The organism is Desulfovibrio desulfuricans DSM 642, from assembly GCF_000420465.1.
GTDB classification, from domain to species: domain Bacteria; phylum Desulfobacterota; class Desulfovibrionia; order Desulfovibrionales; family Desulfovibrionaceae; genus Desulfovibrio; species Desulfovibrio desulfuricans.
On record NZ_ATUZ01000009.1, the window covers coordinates 1 to 2,500 of the forward strand.

General features: G+C 51.6%; 2 rRNA genes (1 of these 2 cut by a window edge). Both read right to left on the reverse strand.

Annotation, left to right across the window (positions count from 1 at the left end):
• Positions 1-214: 214 nt before the first annotated feature.
• Positions 215-329, reverse strand: a 5S ribosomal RNA gene (gene rrf / locus G449_RS0101500).
• 46 nt (positions 330-375) lie between these two features.
• Positions 376-2,500: ribosomal RNA gene (locus G449_RS0101505) — 23S ribosomal RNA — on the reverse strand; it runs 809 nt beyond the window's last position.

The following is a 2,500-nucleotide window of genomic DNA, read 5'->3' on the forward strand; positions in this document are numbered from 1 at the left end:
CGTACTTCAAGTACGTGAGCATTAAAAAACTAATTTTGACGCAGGCAGGCCCAAAAAGTCGGGTTTGCGTAAATGCGGCTGACGGGCTCTGGACGCGCTACCAGAGAGGAACGATAAAAATCGAGGGGGAAAAAAGAACGGAAGGGAGGGGGTAGTAGAAGGAGGAAAAGACAAAGCCCCTTGCGCTTTGAGCAGCAAGGGGCTTTGGAGCAATCGTTGACAGCGGCCTACTTTCCCACATGACGTTATGCAGTATCATCGGCGATGGAGAGCTTAACTTCCGAGTTCGGAATGGGATCGGGTGTACCCTCTCCTCCATGGCTATCAACGAAATTTGTCAAAATATTAATTGACAGGGACGGAAGGATTTTTTTCAAACACAAGCCTCACGGGCTATTAGTACTGGTCAGCTCCACACCTCGCGGCGCTTCCACCTCCAGCCTATCAACGAGGTAGTCTACCTCGGCCCTTTAGGGATTGCTCCAGGGAGAACTTATCTTAAGGCAGGCTTCCCGCTTAGATGCTTTCAGCGGTTATCCCTTCCGCACATAGCTACCCTGCTGTGCCGTTGGCACGACAACAGGTCCACCAGGGGTGCGTCCATCCCGGTCCTCTCGTACTAGGGACAGGCCCTTTCAATTCTCCAGCGCCCACAGAAGATAGGGACCAAACTGTCTCACGACGTTTTAAACCCAGCTCGCGTACCACTTTAAACGGCGAACAGCCGTACCCTTGGGACCTGCTTCAGCCCCAGGATGTGATGAGCCGACATCGAGGTGCCAAACCGCATCGTCGATGTGAACTCTTGGATGCGATCAGCCTGTTATCCCCGGCGTACCTTTTATCCAATGAGCGATGACCCTTCCATTCGGGATCACCGGATCACTAACACCTACTTTCGTACCTGCTCGAGATGTCTCTCTTGCAGTCAAGCTCCCTTATGCGTTTGCACTCGACGGCTGGTTTCCAATCAGCCTGAGGGAACCTTTGCATGCCTCCGTTACTCTTTAGGAGGCGACCGCCCCAGTCAAACTACCCACCAGACACTGTTCCCTCACCGGATAACGGTCGAGGGTTAGGGACCTGAAAAAACAAGGGTGGTATTTCAACAATGACTCCCCCCATACTAGCGTACAGAGTTCACAGTCTCCCACCTATCCTACACATGCAGTTCCAAATCCCAATGTCAAGCTATAGTAAAGGTGCACAGGGTCTTTCCGTCTTTCTGCGGGTACACGGCATTTTCACCGCGACTTCAATTTCACCGAGTCTCTGGCCGAGACAGTGTGGAGATCGTTACGCCATTCGTGCAGGTCGGAACTTACCCGACAAGGAATTTCGCTACCTTAGGACCGTTATAGTTACGGCCGCCGTTTACCGGGGCTTCAATTCGAAGCTTTGCTTGCGCTGACCTCTCCTTTTAACCTTCCGGCACCGGGCAGGCGTCAGTCCGTATACGTCGTCTTTAGGACTTCGCACAGACCTATGTTTTTAGTAAACAGTCGCCACCACCATTTCTCTGCGGCTCCCTCAGGCTCGTTAAGTGAATTAACTTCACCCGGAGGAGCACCCCTTCTTCCGAAGGTACGGGGTTATTTTGCCGAGTTCCTTGGCCAGAGTTCTCTCGAGCGCCTTGGATTATTCATCCCACCCACCTGAGTTGGTTTGCGGTACGGTTTGCACATCCTAAACTTAGAAGATTTTCTAGGCAGTATAGGCTCAACAGCTTCAGACCTTACGGTCACGGACTCGCGTCTCGACGTAGAGCGGTACGGATTTGCCTGTACCACACGTCTACCTGCTTGCACCGGGACAACCAACACCCGGCCTGTCTACCTTTCTGCGTCCCTCCATCGCACAGATGTACAAGTACGAGAATATTAACTCGTTTCCCATCAGCTACGCCTTTCAGCCTCACCTTAGGGACCGACTAACCCTGGGAAGATTACCTTTACCCAGGAAACCTTGGGTTTACGGCGAACGGGTTTTTCACCCGTTTTATCGTTACTCATGTCAGCATAATCACTTCTCCACAGTCCAGCATGCTTTACAACACACCTTCTGCCCGTGAAGAACGCTCCCCTACCAGACCACATACGTGGAATTCAAAGCTTCGGTACTATGCTTAGCCCCGTTACATTTTCGGCGCAACGTCATTAGACCAGTGAGCTATTACGCTTTCTTTAAACGATGGCTGCTTCTAAGCCAACGTCCTGGGTGTCTCTACAACGTCACCACCTTAACCACTGAGCATAGATTTGGAGACCTTAGCTGTTGATCTGGGCTCTTACCCTCTCGACAATGGACCTTAGCACCCACTGTCTGACTCCCATGGTACATCTGACCGGCATTCTGAGTTTGAAAGAGTTTGGTAATCTGGTAGGACCCCTAGCTCTGTCAGTGCTTTACCTCCGGTAGACAATCCATGAGGCTATACCTCAATATATTTCGGGGAGAACCAGCTATCACCGGGTTTGATTGGCCTTTCACCCCTATCCAC